This window comes from Exiguobacterium sibiricum 7-3, from assembly GCF_000620865.1.
GTDB lineage: Bacteria > Bacillota > Bacilli > Exiguobacteriales > Exiguobacteriaceae > Exiguobacterium_A > Exiguobacterium_A sibiricum_A.
Genome location: NZ_KK211190.1, coordinates 2,556,074 through 2,580,778, shown reverse-complemented (window position 1 = coordinate 2,580,778; position 24,705 = coordinate 2,556,074). Strand labels below are relative to the sequence as shown.

22 protein-coding genes, 1 rRNA gene and 1 riboswitch are annotated in these 24,705 nt (G+C 50.8%); of the genes, 21 read left to right on the top strand and 2 right to left on the bottom strand.

Going from position 1 to position 24,705, the window contains the following annotated elements:
- The first annotated feature begins 184 nt into the window (after window positions 1–184).
- From rrf to P402_RS0114260, 19 genes are all read left to right on the top strand, one after another.
- Window positions 185–300, top strand: a 5S ribosomal RNA gene (gene rrf, locus P402_RS0114350).
- Window positions 301–397: 97 nt separating this feature from the next.
- A complete protein-coding gene (locus P402_RS0114345; RefSeq protein ID WP_026829313.1) occupies window positions 398–604 on the top strand; it encodes an NETI motif-containing protein in 207 nt (68 codons plus the stop codon).
- A 223-nt stretch (window positions 605–827) separates the two neighbouring features.
- Window positions 828–929, top strand: a riboswitch (purine riboswitch).
- Window positions 930–1,018: 89 nt separating this feature from the next.
- Window positions 1,019–1,510: a 5-(carboxyamino)imidazole ribonucleotide mutase gene (gene purE, locus P402_RS0114340; protein WP_026829312.1), complete on the top strand. Its 492-nt coding sequence runs from the start codon at window positions 1,019–1,021 to the stop codon at window positions 1,508–1,510.
- Window positions 1,507–2,610 (top strand): 5-(carboxyamino)imidazole ribonucleotide synthase, encoded by a 1,104-nt coding sequence (gene purK, locus P402_RS0114335; RefSeq protein ID WP_026829311.1) that lies wholly within the window; start codon window positions 1,507–1,509, stop codon window positions 2,608–2,610. Before purE ends, purK begins: the two co-directional genes overlap by 4 nt.
- Window positions 2,607–3,902, top strand: a complete 1,296-nt coding sequence (purB, locus tag P402_RS0114330) for an adenylosuccinate lyase (protein WP_026829310.1) — start codon at window positions 2,607–2,609, stop codon at window positions 3,900–3,902. The genes purK and purB overlap by 4 nt, the downstream gene beginning before the upstream one ends.
- 60 nt (window positions 3,903–3,962) lie before the next feature.
- The gene (gene purC / locus P402_RS0114325; RefSeq protein WP_026829309.1) at window positions 3,963–4,670 is read left to right on the top strand and encodes a phosphoribosylaminoimidazolesuccinocarboxamide synthase; all 708 of its coding nucleotides are present in this window, start codon (window positions 3,963–3,965) and stop codon (window positions 4,668–4,670) included.
- A complete protein-coding gene (gene purS / locus P402_RS0114320; protein ID WP_026829308.1) occupies window positions 4,667–4,915 on the top strand; it encodes a phosphoribosylformylglycinamidine synthase subunit PurS in 249 nt (82 codons plus the stop codon). The genes purC and purS overlap by 4 nt, the downstream gene beginning before the upstream one ends.
- Window positions 4,912–5,595, top strand: a complete 684-nt coding sequence (purQ, locus tag P402_RS0114315; RefSeq protein WP_026829307.1) for a phosphoribosylformylglycinamidine synthase subunit PurQ — start codon at window positions 4,912–4,914, stop codon at window positions 5,593–5,595. Before purS ends, purQ begins: the two co-directional genes overlap by 4 nt.
- The gene (gene purL / locus P402_RS0114310) at window positions 5,576–7,795 is read left to right on the top strand and encodes a phosphoribosylformylglycinamidine synthase subunit PurL (protein WP_026829306.1); all 2,220 of its coding nucleotides are present in this window, start codon (window positions 5,576–5,578) and stop codon (window positions 7,793–7,795) included. Before purQ ends, purL begins: the two co-directional genes overlap by 20 nt.
- A complete protein-coding gene (gene purF, locus P402_RS0114305) occupies window positions 7,771–9,180 on the top strand; it encodes an amidophosphoribosyltransferase (protein WP_026829305.1) in 1,410 nt (469 codons plus the stop codon). Before purL ends, purF begins: the two co-directional genes overlap by 25 nt.
- A gap of 19 nt (window positions 9,181–9,199) precedes the next feature.
- Window positions 9,200–10,234 carry a phosphoribosylformylglycinamidine cyclo-ligase gene (purM, locus tag P402_RS0114300; protein WP_026829304.1) on the top strand — a complete coding sequence of 345 codons (1,035 nt, stop codon included), beginning with the start codon at window positions 9,200–9,202 and terminating at the stop codon, window positions 10,232–10,234.
- Window positions 10,231–10,806: a phosphoribosylglycinamide formyltransferase gene (purN, locus tag P402_RS0114295; RefSeq protein WP_012369362.1), complete on the top strand. Its 576-nt coding sequence runs from the start codon at window positions 10,231–10,233 to the stop codon at window positions 10,804–10,806. The genes purM and purN overlap by 4 nt, the downstream gene beginning before the upstream one ends.
- Window positions 10,803–12,323 carry a bifunctional phosphoribosylaminoimidazolecarboxamide formyltransferase/IMP cyclohydrolase gene (purH, locus tag P402_RS0114290; RefSeq protein ID WP_026829303.1) on the top strand — a complete coding sequence of 507 codons (1,521 nt, stop codon included), beginning with the start codon at window positions 10,803–10,805 and terminating at the stop codon, window positions 12,321–12,323. The genes purN and purH overlap by 4 nt, the downstream gene beginning before the upstream one ends.
- Before the next feature lie 15 nt (window positions 12,324–12,338).
- The gene (gene purD / locus P402_RS0114285) at window positions 12,339–13,595 is read left to right on the top strand and encodes a phosphoribosylamine--glycine ligase (protein ID WP_026829302.1); all 1,257 of its coding nucleotides are present in this window, start codon (window positions 12,339–12,341) and stop codon (window positions 13,593–13,595) included.
- 220 nt (window positions 13,596–13,815) lie between these two features.
- Complete coding sequence (locus P402_RS0114280) at window positions 13,816–15,555, top strand: adenine deaminase C-terminal domain-containing protein (RefSeq protein WP_026829301.1); 1,740 nt, start codon at window positions 13,816–13,818, stop codon at window positions 15,553–15,555.
- A 67-nt stretch (window positions 15,556–15,622) separates the two neighbouring features.
- Complete coding sequence (locus P402_RS0114275; protein WP_012369366.1) at window positions 15,623–15,937, top strand: YerC/YecD family TrpR-related protein; 315 nt, start codon at window positions 15,623–15,625, stop codon at window positions 15,935–15,937.
- Window positions 15,938–15,976: 39 nt separating this feature from the next.
- Window positions 15,977–17,356 (top strand): TrkH family potassium uptake protein, encoded by a 1,380-nt coding sequence (locus tag P402_RS0114270; RefSeq protein ID WP_026829300.1) that lies wholly within the window; start codon window positions 15,977–15,979, stop codon window positions 17,354–17,356.
- 12 nt (window positions 17,357–17,368) lie between these two features.
- Window positions 17,369–17,593 (top strand): hypothetical protein, encoded by a 225-nt coding sequence (locus P402_RS0114265; RefSeq protein ID WP_026829299.1) that lies wholly within the window; start codon window positions 17,369–17,371, stop codon window positions 17,591–17,593.
- 84 nt (window positions 17,594–17,677) lie between these two features.
- A complete protein-coding gene (locus P402_RS0114260; protein ID WP_026829298.1) occupies window positions 17,678–18,361 on the top strand; it encodes a heptaprenylglyceryl phosphate synthase in 684 nt (227 codons plus the stop codon).
- Window positions 18,362–18,460: 99 nt separating this feature from the next.
- On the opposite strand, the gene tnpB is transcribed toward P402_RS0114260, so the two are convergent.
- Window positions 18,461–19,633 (bottom strand): IS200/IS605 family element RNA-guided endonuclease TnpB, encoded by a 1,173-nt coding sequence (gene tnpB, locus P402_RS0114255; protein WP_026829297.1) that lies wholly within the window; start codon window positions 19,631–19,633, stop codon window positions 18,461–18,463.
- 121 nt (window positions 19,634–19,754) lie between these two features.
- Here tnpB and pcrA point away from each other — a divergent pair, with 121 nt between their 5' ends.
- Both pcrA and ligA read left to right on the top strand, forming a co-directional pair.
- A complete protein-coding gene (gene pcrA / locus P402_RS0114250; protein WP_026829296.1) occupies window positions 19,755–21,980 on the top strand; it encodes a DNA helicase PcrA in 2,226 nt (741 codons plus the stop codon).
- Window positions 21,981–21,994: 14 nt separating this feature from the next.
- On the top strand, window positions 21,995–23,989 hold the full coding sequence (gene ligA, locus P402_RS0114245; protein ID WP_026829295.1) for an NAD-dependent DNA ligase LigA: 1,995 nt from the start codon (window positions 21,995–21,997) through the stop codon (window positions 23,987–23,989).
- 91 nt (window positions 23,990–24,080) lie between these two features.
- Here the strand turns inward: ligA and P402_RS0114240 are convergent, their stop codons facing one another.
- Window positions 24,081–24,653, bottom strand: a complete 573-nt coding sequence (locus tag P402_RS0114240) for a class D sortase (RefSeq protein ID WP_026829294.1) — start codon at window positions 24,651–24,653, stop codon at window positions 24,081–24,083.
- Window positions 24,654–24,705 lie beyond the last annotated feature (52 nt).

Here is a 24,705-nt window from a genome sequence, read left to right as displayed (position 1 = left end):
GAAGCCCCCTCCAAGATGAGATTTCCCTTTGAGTAATCAAGAAAGACCCCTCAGAGACGATGAGGTAGATAGGTCACGGGTGGAAGCATGGCGACATGCGGAGCTGAGTGATACTAATCGGTCGAGGCCTTGTTCTAGCAGATGCATTGTTGATGACTTCAGTTTTGAGGGCGCGAGCCCGTCGTCTGGTGACGATAGCCAAGTGGTCACACCCGTTCCCATGCCGAACACGGAAGTTAAGCACTTGAACGCCGAAAGTAGTTGGGGGCTTCCCCCTGTGAGGATAGGACGTTGCCAGGCAAACGGTGGTTCTGGAGCATACGCTCAAGGGCCGCCGCTTTTTTATGGACTTTTTTTGGTTTTTTCATATATATAATAAGGAAGGAATGTGATACTCATGGCAAAAAAGCAAAAAATGCGAGTTGCCGTAGAAGAAAATGAAACGATCAGTGATTGTCTGGATCGGATCGATGCCATGGGTTATCGTCCGACCGTACGACGAGAAGAACCGATTTTTGGACTGGATGCGAATGGCGAACCGTATCCTATTCGTCAGCAAATCATTTTTGACTGCAAACCGAAACTCGAAGCTGAGAATGTCTGAATCGAGATATCTTTTCAAAAATACGACTCTTTCGTAAAAGAAAGGGTCGTATTTTTTTGTGATTTTCTTGTCGTTAGTTTAGCAGCTTTTTAAATTTCCGAATGCTGAACTAAGTGAATAGAACAATTCATCCATAAAACCGAACGATGAATTTTCAGATAATTAAATTGTTCGTCTTTGGTTGACGAACGGACCGAAGTCTTGTTAAGATGAAGGCGTGATAGGAAGATTGAATATAACACCTCGTATAATAGCAGGGATATGGCTTGCAAGTTTCTACCCGACGACCCTAAATCGTTGGACTATGGGGTATATGGATGTTCGTCGATGATTCTTTGGCGTACCTTTTTATACCCTAAGCCACCCTTTTAGACGTGGTTTGGGCTTTTTTTATGCAAAAAGGAGGACACGCAGATGAGTAAGGTGGAAATCGGAGTCATCATGGGCAGTCAATCGGATTGGGTGACCATGCAGAAAACGTGTGATGTACTGGATCAGTTGGATATTGCGTACGAAAAGAAAGTTGTGTCGGCACACCGGACACCTGACTTAATGTTTCGTTATGCGGAATCTGCTCGGGAACGAGGATTAAAAGTCATCATTGCCGGTGCAGGCGGAGCCGCCCATCTTCCGGGAATGGTTGCTGCAAAGACGACATTACCGGTAATCGGTGTCCCAATTCAAAGCAAAGCACTTCAAGGCATCGATTCCTTACTCTCAATCGTCCAAATGCCCGGTGGTGTTCCAGTCGCGACAGTTGCGATTGGTGACGCTGGAGCAAAAAATGCGGGTTTACTTGCTGCTCAGATTCTTGGAACGGTCGACGAACGGATTGCCCGAGCTTTAGACCATATGCGGGTCGAACTAGAAGGAGATGTCATCGCTTCCGAGGTGCATCTGACATGAAACGGATCGGTATCTTAGGTGGGGGACAACTAGGTCGGATGATGGCTTTATCTGCACGGCAAATGGGCTATTCGCTCATCACGCTTGATCCAACTGAAAACGCACCGTGTGCGCAAGTAGCGGATCAACAGATTCAAGCACCGTTTATGGACGTCGAGGCAGCGAAACGACTTGCCGCCGAATCAGATGTCGTGACCTATGAGTTTGAGAATATCTCACACGAAGTAGCGGAAGCAATCGGCAATAAACTGATTCACGGGACAGAACTTTTGTTTCGGACCCAACACCGGATTCGGGAGAAAGAACTGATTGAACAGCTTGGTTACAAGGTAGCGCCTTACCAGGCAGTTCAGACAAGCGAAGATCTCCTCGAAGCCAAACAGCAGTTAGGTCTCCCGTTCGTCTTGAAAACAGCACGCTTTGGTTACGATGGAAAAGGACAGATGGTCATTCGGACAGAGCTGGATTTACAAACAGCGATGAAGAACTTTGAATCAACCGAGTATGTTGCAGAAAAATGGTTGCCGTTTGATCAAGAAATCTCCGTCATTGTCGCGCGAAGTGAGCAGGAAACGAAAGTTTTCCCGGTCAGTGAAAATATCCATCAAGACAACATCCTGCATCTGTCGATCGTTCCCGCCCGTATCTCAAGCGGCTTGGAACAACAAGCGGTTGACCTGGCGACGCGTCTCGCGAACGATGTCGATTTGATCGGCACACTGGCAATCGAACTGTTCGTCGTCGGTTCCGAACTGATCGTCAACGAACTGGCGCCGCGCCCACATAACTCGGGTCATTATTCGATTGATGCGTGCGAGACGTCACAGTTCGAGCAACACATACGAGCCATCTGCGGACTGCCGCTCGGCGATACCCGCTTGACGACACCGGTCGTCATGGCGAACATCCTAGGTCAACATATCACAGCATTAGACGAGGCATTACCGATGTTATCCTCACGGACGAAAGTCCATTTATACGGAAAACAGGACGCAAAACAAGGGCGGAAGATGGGGCATCTGAACATCTTGGCGGATTCGGTCGAAGAAGCGTTAGCCGAAGTTGCGCGCCTGCAGATATGGAAGGAGACGGTTAGATGATCGAACGCTATACACGTCCTGAGATGAAAGCGATCTGGACAGAACAGAATAAATTCGAGGCTTGGTTGAAAGTTGAGATTTTAGCATGTGAAGCATGGAGTGAACTTGGGGTGATTCCAAAAGAAGACGTCGAGTTGCTGTGGGAAAACGCTTCGTTTGATGTCAATCGGATCAATGAAATCGAGCAAGAGACACGACACGACGTCATCGCCTTCACACGTGCCGTATCGGAGACACTTGGCGAAGAACGCAAATGGGTTCATTACGGACTGACGTCAACGGACGTCGTTGATACGGCGTTATCGTATCTGTTGAAACAAGCAAATGATATCTTGGCGGCCGATCTCGATCGTTTCATCGAGATTTTAAAAGTCAAAGCCAACGAACATAAATATACGGTCATGATGGGACGTACACACGGCGTACACGCCGAGCCGACGACGTTTGGTCTGAAGCTCGCCCTTTGGTACGAAGAAATGAAACGCAATAAAGTCCGGTTCGAGGCAGCACGGGAAACAGTCGAATACGGCAAGATGTCGGGAGCGGTCGGAACGTTTGCGAACATCGACCCGTTCATCGAAAAATATGTCTGCGAGAAGCTTGGTACGAAACCGGCACCGGTCTCGACGCAAACCCTGCAACGTGATCGTCATGCCCATTACATGTCGACGATTGCCTTAATCGCGACATCGATTGAAAAGATGGCGACGGAAATTCGTGGCCTTCAAAAAACGGAGACACGTGAAGTCGAAGAATTCTTCGCCAAAGGTCAAAAGGGATCATCGGCGATGCCGCATAAACGCAATCCAATCGGTTCAGAGAACATGACCGGTCTTGCACGGGTTATCCGCGGCCATATGGTGACAGCGTATGAAAACGTTTCGCTGTGGCATGAACGCGATATCTCGCACTCGTCTGCGGAACGGATCATTTTGCCGGATGCGACGGGATTACTCAACTACATGCTGAACCGGTTCGGTAACATCATTAAAAATCTGACGGTCTTCCCGGAAAATATGAAACGCAACATGGACCGGACGTTTGGTGTCATCTTCTCCGGTCACGTCTTACTCGCCTTGATTGAAAAAGGTTGGTCACGTGAAGCGGCATACGACTTCGTCCAACCGCGGGCGATGCAGGCATGGGAAGAACAAATCATGTTCCGCGATGTCTTATGGCAGGAAGCGGACATTCAACAACTCTTTACAGAAGAAGAACTCGATGCTTGTTTTGATCCAACGTATCATACGAGCCGAGTGGATGAAATCTTTGAACGGTGTGGCTTGAACTAATCAACCTGGGACGGGAGCTGTGCTCCCGTCTACATCTTAGGATCATGGGGGACGAAATCGATGCAACCACTTTATGAAGGAAAAGCAAAACGATTATACACGACGCAGGATCAGGATGTGCTCCGCATCGTCTACAAAGACGAAGCTACGGCATTCAATGGAGAGAAGAAGGCAGAGTTTGCCGGTAAGGGAGAACTCAACAACCGTTTGACGAGCCACTTTTTTGAGGTCCTCGCAGCGGCCGGAATTCCGACCCACTTCATTGAACGGACATCGGAGCGCGAACAGCTCGTACGTCGTGTCACGATCATTCCACTGGAAGTCGTCGTTCGAAACGTCGTCGCCGGAAGCCTCAGTAAACGGCTGGGCATCGAAGAAGGAACGGTGCTCGAAACACCGATCGTCGAGTTTTATTATAAAGATGACAGCTTAGGCGATCCGCTTGTCACACCGGCACACATCAATTTACTGAAGATTGCGACTACGAAGGAGCTTTCCTTGCTCGAACAGGAAGCCAATCGTGTCAACGATGTCTTACGTCCTTACTTTGATGAAAAAGGAATCACACTGATTGATTTTAAACTCGAATACGGTAAAACACCCGCGGGTGATATTTTACTAGCAGACGAAATCTCACCGGATACATGCCGGTTATGGGATAAGGAAACAGGCGAACACCTCGACAAAGATGTTTTTCGCCGCAATATCGGATCACTCATCGACACGTACCAAACACTATTCAATCGCCTAGGGGGAAACGGACAATGAAAAAGGTTACAGTAGCGGTCGCATTACGGGAAAGCATTTTAGATCCACAAGGTGTCGCGGTCAAAGGCGGTCTTAGCCAGCTTGGTTTTGCAGGTGTCGAAGAAGTTCGGATCGGCAAGCGGATTGAGTTGCTCGTTTCAGATGAGACAACGGACGCGATGATTCATGAGATGTGTCAGAAACTGCTCGTTAACACTGTGATGGAAGATTACCGTTTTGACGTAGAAGAGGTGACGACCGTATGAAGTTTGCCGTCATCGTTTTTCCCGGATCGAACTGTGATCTAGATATGTATCATGCTGTCAAAGATGCACTTGGCGAAGAAGCGGACTATGTCTTCCATACAGAAACGTCCCTTGAAGGATACGACGGCGTCTTGTTACCGGGCGGCTTCTCCTACGGTGACTATCTCCGGTGTGGAGCGATCGCTCAATTCTCACCGATCATGGAGGAAGTGAAACGATTTGCGGCAGAAGGAAAAACAGTCCTCGGCGTCTGCAACGGTTTCCAAATTCTCGTTGAAGCCGGACTTCTCCCGGGTGTCTTACACCGCAATACGGGACTGAAGTTCATGTGCCGTACGGTTGAACTGAAGGTTGAAAACAATGAGACGCGTTTTACATCCGACTATGCAGCGCAAGAAACGATTACGATTCCGATCGCGCATGGAGAAGGCAACTACTACTGTGACGATGCGACGTATGCGATGTTACAGACGAACCGACAAATTGCCTTTACGTATACCGATAACCCGAACGGATCACGCGGCGATATCGCCGGCATCACGAATAAAGCCGGTAACGTTCTCGGCATGATGCCACACCCGGAACGGGCAGTTGAGCTGCTGACCGGCGGAACGGATGGACTTAAGTTATTCACTTCACTCGTCAAACAGGGGGCACATCATGTTAAAACAACAGTCTGAACCAACGATGGAGCAAATTCAGGAACAACGGATCTACGCAACGATGGGACTGAGCGACGCGGAATATGAGATGGTCGTCAACTTACTCGGACGCCAACCGAACTACACAGAAATCGGATTGTTTTCCGTCATGTGGTCGGAGCACTGTTCGTACAAGACGTCGAAGCCGGTGTTACGTCAGTTTCCGACGACAGGTCCACGCGTCCTGCAAGGTCCGGGTGAAGGAGCCGGTGTCGTCGACATCGGGGATAATCAAGCCGTCGTCTTTAAAATAGAGAGTCACAATCATCCGTCAGCCGTCGAACCGTACCAAGGGGCAGCGACCGGTGTCGGTGGCATCATTCGCGATATCTTTTCGATGGGAGCCCGTCCGGTCGCCTTGATGAACTCGCTTCGTTTCGGTCACCTCGGTACACCGCGTGTCAATCAACTGTTTGAACAAGTGGTCGCTGGAATTGCCGGATACGGGAACTGTGTCGGAATTCCGACGATCGGAGGAGAAGTCGGTTTTGATCATTCGTATGAGGGCAACCCGCTTGTCAATGCGATGTGTATCGGCTTGATCAATCATGAAGACATTCAAAAGGGTCTCGCCAAAGGGGCGGGGAACTCGGTCATGTACGTCGGAGCCGCAACCGGACGCGACGGTATTCACGGGGCGACCTTTGCCTCAGAGGATCTTGGGGAAGATACGGAAGCAAAACGTCCGGCCGTTCAGGTCGGAGATCCATTCATGGAGAAACTCTTGATCGAAGCGTGTCTTGAAATCGTCGGTCATCCGGCGCTTGTCGGGATGCAGGATATGGGAGCTGCCGGACTGACATCATCATCAGCCGAGATGGCTTCGAAAGCCGGTATGGGCATTGAGATGCATCTTGATGATGTGCCGCAACGCGAAACAGGCATGACAGCTTATGAAATGATGTTATCAGAGTCACAAGAACGGATGTTGCTGGTCGTTGAACGCGGACGCGAATCGGAAATCGAAGCAATCGTCAGCAAATGGGGACTCCATGCGGTGCACGTCGGAGAAGTCATCGATGAAAAAGTCCTTCGTCTGGTCCACCACGGTCAAATCGTCGCTGAAGTCCCGGTTGATGCGCTCGCAGAAGAAGCTCCGGTCTATAACAAACCATCCCGTGTCCCGGCATATTATGAAGAGTTCCAAGCGATGGACGAAACGTTACCGGTCGTTGAGGATGTGGTCGAAACATGGCGTGCCTTGCTCAAACAACCGACGATTGCTTCAAAACGTTGGGTCTACGACCAATACGATCATATGGTCCAAACGTCAACGGTCGTTGCACCGGGTTCTGATGCAGCGGTCATCCGGGTTCGCGGAACGAACAAAGCACTCGCGATGACGACAGACTGCAACAGCCGTTTCGTTTACCTCGATCCGTTCGTCGGCGGACAGATTGCCGTCGCTGAAGCAGCCCGCAACATCGTTGCGAGTGGTGCGACACCGCTGGCAATCACCGACTGTCTGAACTTCGGAAATCCGGATAAACCGGAAGGCTTCTGGCAACTACAGCAAGCGACGGCCGGAATGGCAGAAGCGTGCCGCGTGCTCGAGACGCCGGTCATCGGCGGGAATGTCTCTTTATACAATGAATCTGCTGGCAAAGCAGTCCATCCGACGCCGGTCGTCGGAATGGTCGGTCTCCATGAACAAACGGAATGGATTACGACGCAACACGTCAAGCAAGCGGGCGACGCGATTTATCTGCTCGGAGAAACGACAGCTGAATTCGGCGGTAGTGAACTGCAATACCTGCAATTCGAAAAATCATTTGGGAAAGCACCGCAGATTGACTTAGCCGTCGAACAAGAGCGGTTACTTGCCTTGCAAGCAGCGGTTCAAGCGGGACTCGTCACGGCAATCCATGACGTGGCAGAAGGTGGTCTCGCCGTTGCCTTAGCCGAAATGACATTCGGAACGACGCTTGGTCTGGACGTGACATTTGACGGACCAGCCCTGCATCTGTTCAGTGAATCGCAATCACGTTTCGTCGTGACGGTGAAGCCGGAACAGGAAGCAGCCTTCATCAAACATACAGGGGCACATAAACTAGGATACGTTACCGATCAAGATGCTTTGCAAATCAAGACTAACGATACACTCATCGAAGCGAAACGTTCAACACTGCAAGCCGACTGGGAAGGGGCGATCGCGTGTTATATGACATCAAAGGATTAAATGAAGAGTGTGGGGTGTTCGGGATTTTCGGACAACCGGAAGCGGCGCAACTTGCGTATTACGGTCTCCACAGCCTGCAACACCGGGGACAGGAAGGAGCGGGAATCGTCGCAAGCGACGGTAAACTGCTTCTGCCGCACCGCGGACAAGGACTTGTCACGGAAGTGTTTTCACAGGAAACACTTGATTCCTTATCGGGGCACCACGCCATCGGACATGTCCGCTATTCGACGGCCGGGGGAAATACGCTCGAGAATACACAACCGCTCCATTTTAAATCACGGACGGGCGACTTGGCGCTTGCGCACAACGGAAACCTAGTCAATGCCGATTCGTTGAAACACTTGCTCGAAGCAGAAGGCGCGATTTTCCAAACGACGAGTGATACGGAAGTCGTCGCCCACCTCGTCAAACGGAGTAAGTTACCGACGCTTGAAGACCGGATTGCCGATAGTCTGGCACGACTCGTCGGCGCATTCGCCTTCTTATTCTTAACGGAAGATACGTTGTACGTTGCTGTCGATCCACACGGTCTGCGTCCGTTGTCGCTCGGGAAAACACCGGACGGCGGGATCGTCTTTTCATCCGAGACGTGTGCGTTTGATATCGTCGGTGCGGAGTTCATTCGGGATATCGAGCCTGGGGAGCTCGTGACCATCACGACATCCGGCATGTCATCACGTCAGTATATGGAACCACATGAGCGGGCGATGTGTTCGATGGAATACATCTACTTTTCCCGTCCCGATTCGATGATTGATGGGGTCAACGTGCATACGGCACGAAAAGCACTTGGTAAAAAGATGTTCGAAGAAGCACCGGTCGAGGCAGACGTCGTCACAGGTGTGCCCGATTCCAGTATCTCCGCAGCGATCGGTTACGCGGAAGCGAGCGGCATTCCGTATGAAATGGGATTGATCAAAAACCGTTATGTTGGTCGGACATTCATTCAGCCGTCGCAAGAACTGCGCGAACGCGGCGTCAAGATGAAGTTATCGGCGTTACGGGGTGTCGTCAACGGCAAACGGGTCATCATGGTCGATGATTCAATCGTTCGCGGGACGACAAGCCGCCGCATCGTCGGCTTGTTACGGGAAGCCGGGGCAACGGAAGTCCACGTCCGGATTACGGCACCGCCGATCACGAATCCGTGTTATTACGGCATCGATACGTCGTCAAAAGATGAATTGATTTCCGCCCGCTTGACACCAGACGAGATTTGCCGGGAAATCGGAGCCGATTCACTTGAGTTTCTGACGGTCAACGGAATGGTCAATGCAATTGATCGACCGTTTGATGGTCCGTTAAAAGGTCAGTGTACGGCTTGTTTCACAGGCGAATATCCAACACCAATCGGTGCATTAGAACTAGAAGCCAAACTTTGAACAGATGGGGGAACAAAGCATGAGTAAACAATACGAAGCAGCAGGTGTCAGCCTGACGGCAGGATACGAATCCGTTTCTCGAATGAAAAAACACGTGGCCCGCTCGATGCGCAAAGAAGTCATGACGGGACTCGGCAGTTTCGGTGCAATGTTCGACCTCAGTCAATTGAATCTGAAAGAACCGGTCCTCGTCAGCGGAACGGACGGCGTTGGCACAAAGCTGAAGCTCGCTTTCGCCCTCGATCAGCACGATACGATTGGGATTGATTGTGTCGCGATGTGTGTCAATGACATCATCGTCCAAGGCGCGGAACCCCTTTATTTCCTCGATTACATCGCCCTCGGGAAAGCGATTCCTGCTAAAATTGAGCGGATTGTCGCCGGTGTTGCTGAAGGCTGTGTCCAGTCCGGCTGTACGCTGATCGGCGGGGAAACGGCAGAGATGCCGGGGATGTATGCAGACGGTGAATACGATATCGCTGGATTCGCAGTCGGTGCCGTCGAAAAGCAAAAATTGATCACAGGAGAACACGTTCAACCGGGAGATGTCATTCTCGGTCTCGCTTCATCCGGTGTCCATTCGAACGGCTTTTCACTTGTCCGGAAGATCGTCGCCGAAAGCGGTCTTCGTTACGAAGATGAGCTGATGATGTTCGGCAGTACGATCGGCAATACATTGTTGATGCCGACCCGGATTTACGTCGAAGCGGTCAAAGCGGCCCTTGAGACAGAAAAAATTCAAGCGATGGTCCATATTACGGGCGGCGGTTTTTACGAAAACGTTCCGCGTGTTCTTCCTGAAGGATGCGGTGCGACGTTTGATCCGAAAAAATGGCCGACGTTACCGGTCTTCGATTGGCTCGAACAAGCCGGAAACGTTCCGCGTCACGATATGTACAATGTCTTTAATATGGGGATTGGTTACATGATGATCGTTAAACCGGAAGATGTCGCAGCAGTCACGGCACGCCTTGCCCGTGAAAATGAGACCGTCTATACGATCGGGACAGTGACAGGTGAGCCGGGTGTCCGGATTCTTGGAGTCGACCAATGAAGATTGCCTGCTTTGCCTCGGGAAGTGGCAGTAATGTCGAAGCGTTATTCGAAGCAGTTGAAACAGGACGTCTGCAGGCTACGATTGAACTCGTCGTCTGTGATCAAAAACAAGCAAAAGTGATTGAACGGGCTCAGGCCCGCGGCTGTGATATCTTCGTCTTCACGGCAAAAGACTATCCGGATAAACCGTCGTTCGAACGGGAAATCGTTGCGGAACTGGAGCGGCGGGGCGTGGAACGGATTATCTTAGCCGGATACATGCGTTTGATCGGAGACGTCCTGCTGTCGCATTATGCCGGACGGATCGTCAATATCCACCCGTCGCTGCTCCCGGCGTTTCCGGGAAAAGATGCGATCGGGCAAGCATTTCGTGGCGGAGTCAAAATCACAGGTGTTACAATTCATATAGTCGATGAAGGCATGGATACAGGACCGATCATCGCACAAGAAGCGGTTCGGATCACAGAGGATATGACGCGGGAAACGCTCCAACAGGCGATTCAGCAGGTGGAGCACAGATTGTACCCGCAAGTCATCGAAGAGTGGATGAAAGAGGAGGCAAACGTATGAGAGCGTTAATCAGCGTATCAGACAAAACAGGTATCGTCGAACTAGGACAGGCGATGCATGAAGCCGGGATCGAATTGATTTCGACAGGCGGGACACATCAAGCCCTTGAAGCAGCAGGACTTCCGGTCATTGGCATCAGTGAAGTCACACAATTCCCGGAAATGCTCGACGGTCGGGTCAAGACCCTCCATCCGATGGTCCATGGTGGACTGCTCGGACGGCGGGACCTTGAAAGTCATCGGGAACAGATGGCGGAACAACAGATCAAACCGATTGATTTTGTGGTCGTCAATCTCTATCCGTTCAAAGAAACAGTCATGAATGAGGACGTCTCGTATGCCGATGCGATCGAGAACATCGATATCGGCGGACCAAGTATGATCCGTTCGGCTGCCAAAAATCATGCCGCCGTGACGGTCGTCGTCGATCCGGCGGATTATCAAGCCGTCATCCAGGAAATTCATCTCGGTGGAACGACATTTGAAACCCGTCAAAAGCTGGCAGCAAAAGCCTTCCGCCATACAGCGGCGTACGATGCGTTGATTGCCGACTACTTCCTGACGCAGACGGGAGAAAAGTTCCCGGACCAACTGACGATTACGCTCGAAAAAGTGCAGGACTTACGGTACGGAGAAAACCCGCACCAGGAAGCGGCCTTTTACAAAACTCCGATTTATCGCGGGGCATCGCTCGCTTCAGCGAAGCAGCTCCACGGCAAAGAATTGTCTTACAACAACATCCAGGATGCTAATGCGGCACTTGAGATTCTCGATGAGTTCCGTGAAGCGGCAGCGGTCGTTGTTAAACACATGAACCCGTGTGGTGTCGCTGTTGGTCCGACGATTGATGAAGCGTTCCGTCGTGCCCATGCCGCGGATCCAATCTCGATTTTCGGTGGAATCGTCGCCTTGAACCGCGAAGTCGATCTCGCGACAGCGGAACAACTGAGCGGTATCTTCCTTGAAATTATCATTGCTCCGTCCTTTACGGAAGACGCCTTTGCGTTACTTTCGGCGAAGAAAAATCTCCGGTTACTCGAACTGGATGTCAAACGCGTCCAAGCAATCCGCTATACGGCAGTTGCCGGCGGGATGCTCGTCCAAGACAGTGATGACGAAACACTTGATGATGCATCAGCACGTGTCGTGACCGACCGGAAACCGACAGCCGCTGAATGGGAAGACTTGAAACTTGCTTGGCGTGCGGTCAAACATGTGAAATCCAATGCGATCGTCATTGCAAAAGACGAAGTGACGGTCGGTGTTGGTGCCGGACAGATGAATCGTGTCGGTTCAGCGAATATCGCGATTACCCAAGCCGGTGAGAAAGCGATCGGGGCTGCAATGGGCTCGGATGCGTTCTTCCCGATGGGCGATACGGTCGAAGCAGCAGCAGCGGCCGGGATTACAGCTATCATTCAACCGGGCGGATCAATCCGTGATCAGGAATCAATCGATGCCTGCAATAAACACGGCATCACGATGATCTTTACGAACGTGCGTCATTTCAAACACTAAGCGGAGGCGATCCGAATGAAAGTATTAGTAGTCGGTAAAGGTGGACGCGAGCATGCGCTCGTATGGAAATTGGCACAGGATGTCCGGATCGAGACGATTTATGCAGCACCCGGCAACGTCGGAATGACGGAAGCGGTCTGTGTGCCGATCCGGGAAGACGCGATTGACGAGCTAGTTCGGTTTGCGCAGGATGAGCAGATTGACTGGACGATTGTCGGACCAGAGGGACCGCTTGTGCTCGGGATCGTCAATGCGTTTCAGGCAGCCGGTTTAAAGATTTTCGGACCGTCACGTGAAGCGGCGGCGATTGAAGGCAGTAAACAATTCGCAAAAGCTTTGATGGACCGGGCTGGTATTCCGACGGCCGACTATGCCGTCTTTACATCAGCGGTGGAAGCAAATGCCTACATCCGCAAGCAAGGGGCGCCGATCGTCATCAAAGCCGACGGCCTTGCGGCAGGTAAAGGCGTTACGGTTGCGACGACGACGGATCAGGCGATTCAGGCAGTCGATGAGATTTTTGCCGGTGACTTTGGGCAGCAGAGCAGTGTCGTGATTGAAGAATGTCTCGTCGGCGAAGAATGTTCGTTGATGGCCTTCGTGCATGAAGAAACCGTCATTCCGATGGTCTTATCACAAGATCATAAACGGGCTTTTGACGGGGACACCGGTCCGAATACAGGCGGAATGGGGGCTTACAGTCCCTTACCGCAATTTGACGAACAGGCCGTGACGGAAGAAGCGATGCAACGTGTCCTCCGTCCGCTCGTCGAACAGATGGCAAGCGAAGGAATTCCGTTTACCGGTTTCCTGTATGCGGGTCTGATGTTGACGAGTCGTGGACCATCCGTCATTGAGTTCAACGCCCGTTTCGGTGATCCGGAAACGGAAGTCATCCTGCCGCGGCTTGAAACGGAGCTGCTTGACGTCATCATGCCATTGATGCAGGGGGGCATTCCGGAAGTCGTCTGGTCGAACGATGCCGTCGTCGGTGTCGTCATCGCGGCGAACGGTTATCCAGAACAACCGATCACGGGACACCCTGTCCAGACATCGACGATTGGTTCTGACGTGCTCATTTTCCATGCGGGAACGGCCGTAGGGGATAATGATGTGATTCTTTCGGCCGGAGGACGTGTCCTTGTCTGTGTGGCCAAAGCAAAAGACATGGAACAGGCCGTATCGACCGTTTACAGCGGACTCGATTCGTTTGACCGGACCGGCTTCTTTTACCGGACGGATATCGCCAAAAGAGCATTTCGCACGACGTAATTGCTTACTTTCCATAAGCCGGTTCTGCTCACGTCAATGTGAGAGGACCGGCTTTTTTTGACGGGTACAGCAAAACGTGACTTGTCTTCCGTGGCGGTTTTGTGTTATTTTGGCGAAATGACTCGAATTGGCGACGAATAAGCTTGAAACTTTTCCGGTAACATTTTAGTATAAGAACTATAAGAAAGCGTTTTCAAATTAAAAAGGAGGTCGAGCTTTCATGAAAAAAAATTGTGGACGGTCCCCATGGACGAAAACAGAAGTCCGCACGCATCAAGCGGTCATCAACGGAAAGCTTGCACCTACACTCGTGATTGAAAATGCGACGTACTTAAATCAAGGACTCAAAGCATGGCGGACAGCAAACATCTGGATCAGCGGCGACCGCATTATTTACGTTGGACCGGACATGCCGGAAATGGCGGATGAAGTCTACGATGCGACGGGCAAATTCATCGTCCCGGGTTACATCGAACCGCATGCCCATCCGTTTCAGTTGTATAATCCGGCGACACTCGCAAAATTTGCAGCAGAGCGCGGAACAACGACACTCGTTAACGATAATATGCTGCTTTTATTAGAGCCGACGGAGCAAGCGTTTGCGCAGGTCGACGCATTGGCAGACCTTCCGACATCGATGTACTGGTGGGCGCGACTGGATGCCCAAACGGAACTCGATGCCGACAGCATCACGATTGATAACCGACGGATTCAAGCGTGGCTGAAACATCCGCAAGTCATCCAAGCCGGTGAATTGACGGGCTGGCCGCGCCTGTCGCAAGGTGACGACGAGCTGTTGCAGTGGATGCAGGATGCGATGAAACTTGGCAAGCCGATCGAAGGACATTTTCCGGGTGCTTCTGCTAAGACATTGACGAAAATGGCTCTGTTCGGCGTCACGAGTGATCATGAAGCGATGACGGTCGAAGAAGCGTTGACCCGACTCGAACTTGGTTATACGACGACGATCCGATATTCGTCGATTCGTCCGGATTTACCGGATATCTTTGCCGGCCTGGTCGAAGCCGGATTACAAAATTATGAAAAGGTGTTGGTGACGACGGACGGATCGACACCCTCCTTTTATAAAGCCGGGTTGATGGACGAGACGATCCGATTGATGCTTGCTGCGGGAATTGCTCCGGAAGAAGCGTACCGGATTGCTTCGTACAACGCAGCGCGTCACTTTAATCTCGATCATCTGCTTGGCAGTATCGCACCCGGACGGATTGCTCATTTAAACATACTCGAGGCAAAAGATAAGCCGACACCGGTCGATGTCGTAGCACGCGGCACCTGGGTTCGGAAAAACGATATTCCGTGTTATCCGGTCGAAGCACTGGATCGGGCGATTGATTTGATGCCAGCCTCGCAAGTGGGGATTGAGTTGACCGAACAGGACTTTTCCTTCAGCATGCCGGTTGGTCTTGAGATGGTCAATTCGGTCATCATGAAGCTGTATCAGGTTGAACATGATACAAGCATGCAGGTATTGCCCGCCGGATGTGATGAGTCATTTTTGATGCTGATCGACCGGGAAGGTAAATGGCGTCTGAACACGGTCTTAAAAAACTTTGCGACACATGTCGGCGGACTCGTCAGTTCGTATTCGATCAGCGGCGATATCTTATTGATTGGAAAATCGAAACGAGATATGCAGATTGCCTTTGAGCGGATGAAATCATTCGGCGGCGGTGTCGTCCTTGTCGATGACGGTGAAGTGATTGCAGAAGTTCCATTGACCTTGATGGGGCAGACATCCGATTTACCGCTTGAAGACTTGATTGTGCAGGAAACGGCACTGCGGGAAGCTTTGTTCGCACGCGGTTATCAGTATGAAGACCCGATCTATACGCTCTTGTTCCTGGCGTCGACCCATTTGCCGTATGTCCGGATTACTCCGCAAGGTATCTATGAAGTGTTACGGAAAAAAGTACTTTTCCCGGCAATTTTGCGATGACGCTTGAAATTTAAAACGTCGCACTTTAAACTGTTAAAGAGCAACACATGGGAAAGGGAGTTAGACGATGCAACTCGATAAATTGCGTGGAAAAGAACTCGATCAATTATTTACAGCCATCATGAAGATGGATTCATTAGAAGATTGTTATACGCTGTTTGAAGACCTAGCGACGGTCAATGAGATTCAAGCATTGGCACAACGTCTCGAAGTCGCCCGTCAGTTACGCGAAGGTAACACATATCATAAAATCGAAAAGGCGACAGGTGCTTCGACAGCAACGATTTCGCGTGTGAAACGGTGTCTGAATTACGGTTCCGGCGGCTACGATTTGGCGCTCGCACGATTAGGTCTCGTAGAAGAGGAAGTAGCGGATAACTAACCGGTTATCCGCTATTTCTGTGAAGGAGGACGAAGCCGGATGGATTTAGCGTATCAACAAAGACTGCAACACTTCATTCGAAAATTGACGCCGATCCAGTCACTCGTCATTATTTATTTTATTGCCGTCATCATCGGTGTCATTTTACTCGGGTTGCCCTGGTCGACACAGGGGAATTACAACTGGGATTTCACGGATCTTGTCTTCATGGCGGTCAGTTGCGTCAGCGTGACCGGATTGACGACCGTCTCCGTCTCGGACACATTCACGACGTTCGGTTACTTTATGATCATGATTCTCGTGCAGGTCAGCGGAATCGGCTTGATGTCCCTGCATATCGCGATGTGGGTCATCCTCGGCAAACGGATCGGCTTTCGGGAACGGCAACTTGTTGTCCGTGACCAAAATCAGACGACGATGCAAGGGGTCGTTAAATACATTCGGGAAGTCATTTTGATCATCCTGTCGATTGAAATCATCGGCGCGTTGATTTTAGGTTTGTATTATACGAAATATTTTCCGACGCTTGGTGAAGCGATGTTGCAAGGATTGTTTGGTTCGGTCAGTGCGACGACCAATGCCGGGTTCGACATTACCGGAGAATCCCTCCTGCCGTTTCGGGGAGATTTATTTGTCGTCTTTATGCAGATTTTACTGTTGACGCTTGGTGCGATTGGTTTTCCGGTTTTGGTTGAAGTCCGGCGGTACATCTCTTACCGCGCGACCCGTCAAGCGACCCGTCAACCGTACCACTTTTCATTATTCACGAAATTAACGGCGTCGACCTTTTTCATCTTGGTTTTGTTCGGAACGGTCAGCCTGTTGCTGTTTGAGTGGAATCAATCGTTTAAAGGATTACCGATTAATGAAAAAATGGTCGATGCCTTGTTCCAATCGGTGACGACCCGAAATGGCGGACTGACAACGGTCGATATCACGACCTTCTCGCAAGCCTCCATTTTCGTTTTATCGATTCTGATGTTCATCGGAGCCTCGCCGTCCTCGGTCGGAGGAGGCATCCGGACGACGACGTTTGCCGTCGCCGTGCTCAGTGTCATCGCCTTTATTCGCGGCGAGTACGGCATCAAGATTTTCGGACGCGAGATCGGACAATCGGATATTTGGAAAGCCTTTGTCGTCATCGTCGTATCGACCGGTGTGACGATGATTGGACTGATTGTCTTACTGATTTTTGAAGATGCACCGTTCCTCGTCCTGTTTTTTGAAGCTTGTTCCGCATTCGGAACAACAGGGCTGTCGCTTGGGATTACGAGTGAACTATCCGATGTCGGCAAATGGACGTTATCAGTCTTGATGTTCATCGGACGGATTGGTGTCATTTCGTTTGTCTTGCTGCTCAAAGCCAACCAGCCGAAACGGAATTACAATTATCCAAAAGAATCGGTCATCATCGGTTAAGGAGGTTGCGTCATGCAACGTGCATTTTGGATCAACTTTGGTTATATCTTCATGGTTCCGGCGTTACCGTTTCTGGCCATCGTCAACGGGCGGGCGCTCTGTTCGCCGGACTCCCCGTTACTGGACGTGCCGGTGCTTGGTTTTTTCTTGGCTGAACCATGGGCGTTTGCCGTCCTCTATGCCTTCCTCGCCCTTGGACTTGCCGCGTTGTTGACGAAACGCCAAGTCCGGACTTGAAAGGTCTGTCCCATCTCGCTCTGCGCGGGATGGGTTTTTGTTTTATACTGGGGAAAGAGAATGAGAAGAGAGGATGGAACGAACATGTTGTTACCGTATAATGAATGGCGTCATGTCTTTAAGCTCGATCCGGCAAAGGAGATTGAAGAAGACGCCCTCCAAGCGATTGCCACGTCAGGAACCGACGCCATCATCGTCGGAGGAACCGATGACATCACGCTCGATGCGACACTTGATTTACTGATGCGATTGCGTCGTTATCCGGTAGCCGTTGCCCTGGAAGTATCAGAGCTCGAAGCGGCGACGATGGGGTTCGATACGTATTTGACACCAAGCGTCCTCAACAGCGGAACGCTTGAGCACGTCATTGAAAAACAAGTCGAGGCGCTCGAGGAAGTGGGTCATATGTTGGCGCACGCCGATCTTGTCGGGGAAGGGTATATCGTACTGAATCCTGATGCTAAGGTCGCCCGTGTCACGCAAGCCAAGCCATTGGCGGACGACACGGTCATTGCCTACGCACAACTCGCAGACAGTGTCTTCCGGATGCCGGTCGTTTATTTGGAGTACAGCGGGATCTACGGTGATCCGAAACTGGTCGCCTCGGTCAAACGCGTGCTGAAGCAAGGTCGGTTGTTTTACGGCGGCGGTATCGACTCTGTTGAACGGGCGCAGGAAATGTTGAAACATGCGGATACCATCGTCGTCGGCAACATCATCTATGACAATTTAGAAGCGGCACTTGCGACCGTTGCAGCAACACGATAAAATATAAGAACAAAAGTTCGGAATTTGAACTACCGCCACCTACGCTTTGCTTAGAGGTGTAGGATTCCTGAGTTATTCGACCTAACGGTCGAAACCTGATCAGGCTAACCCCGTCGTCCCGACGGTTGAAGAAGCCAAGATACGTTCCGCTTCTCGTTTAAGATTCAGTCCTGCATTCACATCACGGTCGTGGTGGATGCCACAAATCGGGCATGTCCATTCACGCAAGCCAAGATGTTTCACGTCTTTGTGTTGATGACCGCAACTGGAGCACAGTTGGCTCGAAGCAAAGGTCTTGCCGACCTTCACGATGGTCTTCCCGTACCAGTCCGCCTTATATTCGAGCATGCGGAAGAACGCCGACCAACTGACATAGGAGATGGACTTGCTCAACTTGCGGTTCTTCTGCATGTTCTTCACCTGCAAGGTCTCGATGCCGATGACGTCGTGGTTTTTGACGATTTCGGTGGATACCTTGTGCAAGAAGTCGATTCGCTTGTTGGCAATCTTTGCGTGGATGCGGGCGACCTTTCGCTTCTGCTTCTGGTAGTTCTTCGACTCGGAAAGTTTCACTTTCTTGTTCAAGGCCATGCGCTGACGACGAGAGAGCTTGCGTTGCTCGCGCGCCAGTTTTTTCTCGAGCGAACGGAAGTAGCGGTCGTTCTTGTATACCGTACCATCCGACAGGATGGCAAAGTTTTTCAACCCGACGTCGACGCCGACGGAGGAACCGGTCTTCGGCAGTTCGTGGATTTCCTGCTCGACGAGCAGGGAGACGAAGTATTTTCCTGAAGCGTTACGCCGGATGGTTGCGCTCAAGATGCGTCCTGCGACCTGCCTCGATTTGGCGAAACGCACCCACTTCAGCTTCGGAAGTTTGAGCTTGTTGCCGACGATTGAGACCTCGGGAAGCTGGTTCTTCTTTTCGATATTGGTCTTGTAGGATTGAACGGGATTGCGCTTCGACTTGAATCGAGGCCGTTCGTTCTGCTTCTTGAAGAAGCGTTCATACGCATCGGTCAGGTGTTTGACGCTCGATTGAAGCGAATGGCTATCGACTTCTTTCAGCCAGTTGTGCTCTTGCTTCAGCATCGGGATTTCTTTTGAACAAGAACCGTAAGACATTCCTTTGCCTGTCGCTTGATACGTCTCATCCCACTTCGATAAGAAGTAGTTGAAGACGAAGCGCGAACAACCAATGGTCTTCGCAATCAGGATTTCCTGCTCTTTTGTCGGGTAGATTCTGAATTTGTAGGCCTTATGCTTCAACATGATTTTCACCTCCTTGAGAGGTTTATACCCGAAAGGGAGGCTGGCGATTCACCTCCCACTTTCACTACGTTTAGAAGTGCGAGTACTCTCGCCTAATTTAGATAGAAATGAGGCTATTTAGATGTTTAATTTAAGTGAACAGCTTGTCAGCGGATTGAATCCAGAACAAGCAAAGGCAGTCAAGCATACCGATGGACCGCTGTTAATCATGGCGGGAGCAGGCTCCGGGAAAACCCGTGTCCTGACACACCGTGTCGCCTATTTGATGGCTGCGAAACAAGTCGCCCCGTGGAACATCTTGGCGATTACGTTTACGAACAAAGCGGCACGCGAGATGCGTGACCGGATTTCCCGGCTCGTCGGCGGTGTCGCCAACGACATCTGGGTGTCGACCTTCCACTCGATGTGTGTCCGGATGTTACGTCGGGACATCGAAAAAATCGGCTACAACCGAAACTTCACGATTCTCGATTCAAGCGACCAGCAGTCGGCGCTTAAACTTGTGTTAAAAGAACAAAATCTTGATCCGAAGAAATGGGATCCACGGTCGATGTTGTCGATCATCTCGAGTCAAAAAAACGAATTGCGGAGCGCGGAGTTTTACGCCTCGATCGTCACGAACCCGTACGAAAAAACCGTTGCTGAAATCTACAAAGGATACGAAGCCGTCTTGCGCCGCAATAACGCGCTGGATTTTGACGACTTGATCGGGAAGACGACCGAGTTGTTCAAACAAAATCCGGACGTTCTGGCGTTTTACCAACGCAAGTTCCAATACATCCATGTCGATGAGTACCAAGATACGAACAAAGCCCAATATGATCTTGTCAATCTGCTCGCAGCGGCGCACCAAAACTTATGTGTCGTCGGGGACTCGGATCAGTCGATTTACCGTTGGCGCGGAGCCGACATTGCCAATATCCTGTCGTTTGAGGAAGACTATCCGACAGCGAAAGTCATCCTGCTTGAACAAAACTACCGGTCTTCAAAACGGATTCTGGACGCAGCGAACCACGTCATTCAGAACAACAGCACCCGTAAAGATAAAAAACTCTGGACGGAAAACGCGGAAGGCGAAAAACTGGTGGTCCATACAGCAGAAAATGAACGGGAAGAAGCGTTCTATATCGTTCAGGAAATCCGCAATGCCTTACGTTACGGAATGAAATTAAACGATGTCGCGATTCTGTACCGGACCAATGCCCAGTCGCGGGCGATTGAGGAAACGTTACTCAAATCCAATGTTCCGTACAAGATGATTGGCGGCACGAAGTTCTACGACCGGAAGGAAATCAAGGATGTTTTGGCTTATCTGCGTCTGATTTCGAATCCGAACGAAGATTTATCGTTTGCCCGAATCGTCAATGAACCGAAGCGCGGAATCGGCGCGACAACGATTGATAAATTGCGTGATTTTGCCGACTTGCAGGGAGTTTCCCTGATGGAAGCGATTCGCGATATCGAATTGTCGAGCATTGCGCCGAAAACGGCAGCCAAACTGACGGATTTCCGGACGATGATTCTTGGTCTGCAACAGATGCAAGAGTTCATCAGCCTGTCCGAATTGGTGGAAGAAGTGCTTGAGAAGAGCGGCTACCGTCAAGTCTTAAAAGAAGACAAGACACTCGAAGCACAAAGCCGTCTTGAGAACATCAACGAGTTCATCACGGTTGCGCAAAACTTTGAAAAAGAGACCGAAAAAGCAGATTCGGAAGAACAAACGATTATCGCGTTCTTAACGGATTTGACGCTGGTCGCCGATGTCGATTCTCTGGATGAAAGTGATCCGGGTGAACAAGTGACGTTGATGACGTTACACTCGGCCAAAGGTCTCGAGTTCCCAATCGTCTTCCTGATCGGAATGGAAGAAGGCTTGTTCCCGCACAGCCGTTCGTTGCAGGATGAAGATGAGATGGAAGAGGAGCGTCGCCTCGCCTACGTCGGCATCACGCGGGCAGAAAAACGATTGTATCTTTCGCACGCGCGGATGCGTTCGCTGTATGGCCGGACCAATGCCAATCTCGAATCCCGTTTTCTTGCCGAATTACCGGAGGAAGTACTGGAACGGACCGGTAAAAAACCGAAACCATTGCCATGGGAAGATCGTCCGGTACCGCAAGGAAAAGCCGTCATCGGCCGATCAGTCACGAAACCGACTGCGATGAAGACGTCAGGAGCAGAGTCACTCGGGTGGAACGTCGGTGACAAAGCAGAACACGGAAAATGGGGCCGGGGAACCGTCGTGCAGACACGCGGGGCAGGAGACAGCTTAGAAATCGATATCGCCTTCCCGGAAGTTGGTGTCAAACGGTTACTTGCGAAATTCGCACCAATCAAAAAGGTATGAGTGGAGGCGTCAAGATGATAGAACAGGCACGAATCGAGGAATTACGCCAAAAGTTGAACCAATACAGTTATGAATATTACGTGCAGGATCAGCCGACTGTTCCGGACAGCACCTATGATCAATTGTTACGGGAACTGACGGAACTTGAAACGGCACATCCGGAACTGATCACGGCAGATTCACCGACGCAACGCGTCGGTGCTGCGCCGCTCGATGCCTTTGAGAAGGTGACCCATGATTTACCAATGTTATCGCTCGGCAACGTCTTTGATGAGACGGAAATTCGGGAGTGGGTCGCCCGCATCGAACGTTCACTCGGACGTTCGACGACATATGTTGCAGAGTTGAAGTTTGACGGACTCGCGATTTCCCTGAAGTACGAAGACGGACAACTTGTCCGTGGTGCGACACGAGGGGACGGAACGGTCGGCGAGAACATCACACAAAACCTGCGGACGATCAAAGCCTTGCCGCTCCGCCTGCGTCAAAATCAGACGGTCGAGGTCCGGGGTGAAGCCTATATGCCGAAACAATCGTTTGAACGCTTGAATGCAGACCGGGCAGAACGTGAGGAAGCCTTGTTTGCCAATCCGCGTAATGCGGCAGCCGGAAGTTTGCGGCAGCTCGATTCTTCGATTACCGCATCCCGTAATCTGTCACTGTTCGTCTACGGTGTCGGTGTCAATACACTGAGTGCCCGTTCGCATAGCGAAGCGATGTTGCAACTAGCTGAACTCGGATTACCGACGAACAAGGAGATGCAGACGTGTGAGACGGTCGAAGAAATTTTAGCCTACATTGCCCACTGGACGCTGGAACGCTCCAATTTACCGTACGAAATTGACGGCATCGTTCTGAAAGTTGATCGGTATGACGATCAGGAAGAACTTGGTTTCACGGCGAAAAGTCCCCGCTTTGCGACGGCGTATAAATTTGCCGCAGAAGAAGTCATGACGACGGTCGAAGAAGTCGATTTCAGTGTCGGAAGGACAGGGAAAGTCACGCCACGTGCACGGTTCGCTCCGGTCGTCGTCGCCGGCTCGACGGTTAGTTATGCAACACTCCACAATGCCGATTTCATCACGGAAAAAGACATTCGACTGCACGATCAAGTAATCATCAAAAAAGCCGGGGACGTCATCCCGGCAGTCGTCAGCGTCGTCGTTTCCGAACGGACGGGCGACGAACAGCCGATTGCATTCCCGGCCCATTGTCCGGCCTGCCAATCGGAACTCGTCCGGTTAGAAGGCGAAGCGGATATTCGGTGTGTCAGTCCGGAATGTCCGGCCCAACTTGTGGAAGGCATCATTCACTTCGTATCGCGTCAAGCGATGAACATCGATGGTCTCGGTGAAAAAGTGGTGCGTCAATTGTATGAACATGAAGCCATCCGGACGCTCGCCGATTTATACCGTCTCGACCGGGATGAGTTGTTGACGTATGAACGGATGGGTGAAACGTCGGTCGATAATCTTCTCACCGCAATTGAAGCTTCGAAGCAGAATTCCTTGGAACGACTGGTGTTTGGTCTCGGAATTCGATTGGTCGGTCAAAAAGCGGCTTACCTGCTCGCAGAGCGCTTTGATTCACTGGACGGGATCGCACAGGCGGAGTATGAAGAAATTTTAGCGATTGATGGCATCGGCAGTAAAATTGCCGATTCCGTCACGAAGTATTTTGAACATCCGGAAGCGCAAGACCTGATCAAGGACTTGGCAGCACTCGGATTGAACCAACAGTTTCTCGGACAACGGGTCGATCAATCGAATGCACCGCTCGCCGGGAAGACGATTGTGTTGACCGGAACACTGGAGACGTTAAAACGTTCAGAAGCCGGGAAACGGCTCGAGTTGCTTGGTGCGGACGTGACCGGCAGCGTCAGTAAAAAGACGGATATTTTGGTGGCCGGAGAAAAAGCCGGTTCGAAGTTAACGAAAGCCGAGTCGCTCGGAATCGAGATTTGGAATGAAACGCAACTGCTTGAAGAGTTGGCGAAATACGAAGGATAATACGAAATTCGTCAAACGGATGATTGGAATAGGAAAAGGGAAGGCGACAGAATTGTGCGCCTTCCCTTTTTGCATATGATTTTACGATGTGTTACAGCGACTCGGTTTTAATTAGAACACCTTGTTTGATTAACCGATTGGTTGCCGTTTCCGGCGGATCACACGTAATCAGTGTAATAGTTGCTTGTTTCACGTCCTGGTGCAAGACGGACAAATCGGTGGGTTTGACAAGTTGTGATGTCTTCATTTGATAGGTATAGCGGTGACTTTTTGTTGTTACAATCACATGTGCACCCGTTTTCAACTCGGGCAGACGGTTGAAATGGAGTCCTTTCGTGAAACTGCGGTGTCCCGCTAAGGCGTAATTCCCTTTACCGGGCGCACCGGTTCCTTTCAGGTGACCGATGCTTTGATCAAGAATGGTCGTCGAAGCCCCTTCTAAGATGACTTGTTCAAAATCAAGTGACGGAATCGTCAGTAAGCCGCTACCGTTCGTTGCGACCGGTTTCTTCGTTTCTTTGGCATCGACCGCCTTTAAATTTTGTGTCCATTGCTGTTTTAGTTCGTCAGCGGCCTGTTGTTTTTGATGATTGGTATACATCGGCCAAAGAATGAGCAGGATGCCGGCAATCAAGAGAAGGAGACCAAGAAGTCGTCGTTTCATAAAAAAATCCTTTCATCTGCTGAAAAGCAGGATATACTTTTTTGAAAATCAG